Raw genomic sequence first — 648 nt, 5'->3', positions numbered from 1 at the left:
TAACCTGCAGAAACAGGATCACGCGAAGGTCGGCTCATACACCACTTCGCTGGACGTGACCGGTCCCGCATCCGGCGCTCATCGAGTTCCGGCGTCGGGTGCCGATTTCCTCTCTCATGGGTCGCGGGTGTTCACGGCGTAAACACTCCGGAGACGAAGCCAGCGGATGTCCTCCGCGCAGATCGCCAGCAGACGGCAACGCGTCGAGGCCGCCACCGGGTCAACCGGTGGCGGCCTCATATCCGTCATGTGGAGGACCAGGTCTCGCTCAGCCGCGCTTGACGCTCAGACGCTCACGCAGGATGTGGCGGCCGGCATAGGCGCCACCGGCGGCGATGAGCAGTCCTCCGAGCGCGAACCCGCTGAAGATCCCACCGGCTTCGCCGGTGTTCGAAGTCGAGGCGACGTTCCTGGTCTTGACCTCGTCGGTCTTCGGCGTGGCCTTCTCGGCCTCGTCCTTACCGGACTTGTTCTCGTCCCTGGGCTCGGCCTTGGCCGAGGTGGCGAGCATGACCGGCTCGGCCGGGTTACGGTCCTTCTTCGACCAGGCGCGGGTCTCGAACGGCACCGGGTGGTTCTTCTTGCCGACACCCTTGCCCCACTTGGTGATGACGTAGGTGACCTTGATGTGGCCCTTGCCGCCGTTGC

Annotated in this window: 1 pseudogene; it reads right to left on the bottom strand. The window is 65.4% G+C overall.

Features of this window, described 5'->3' with window-relative positions:
- Positions 1–268: 268 nt before the first annotated feature.
- Positions 269–648 (bottom strand): annotated as a pseudogene (locus IEZ07_RS35320) (hypothetical protein); the annotation flags it as partial.

This window comes from Planomonospora parontospora (assembly GCA_014647935.1).
In the GTDB taxonomy this organism is placed as follows: domain Bacteria; phylum Actinomycetota; class Actinomycetes; order Streptosporangiales; family Streptosporangiaceae; genus Planomonospora; species Planomonospora parontospora.
The sequence above is the reverse complement of the archived record's forward strand: the minus strand, read 5'-3'. Positions and strand labels throughout refer to the sequence as shown.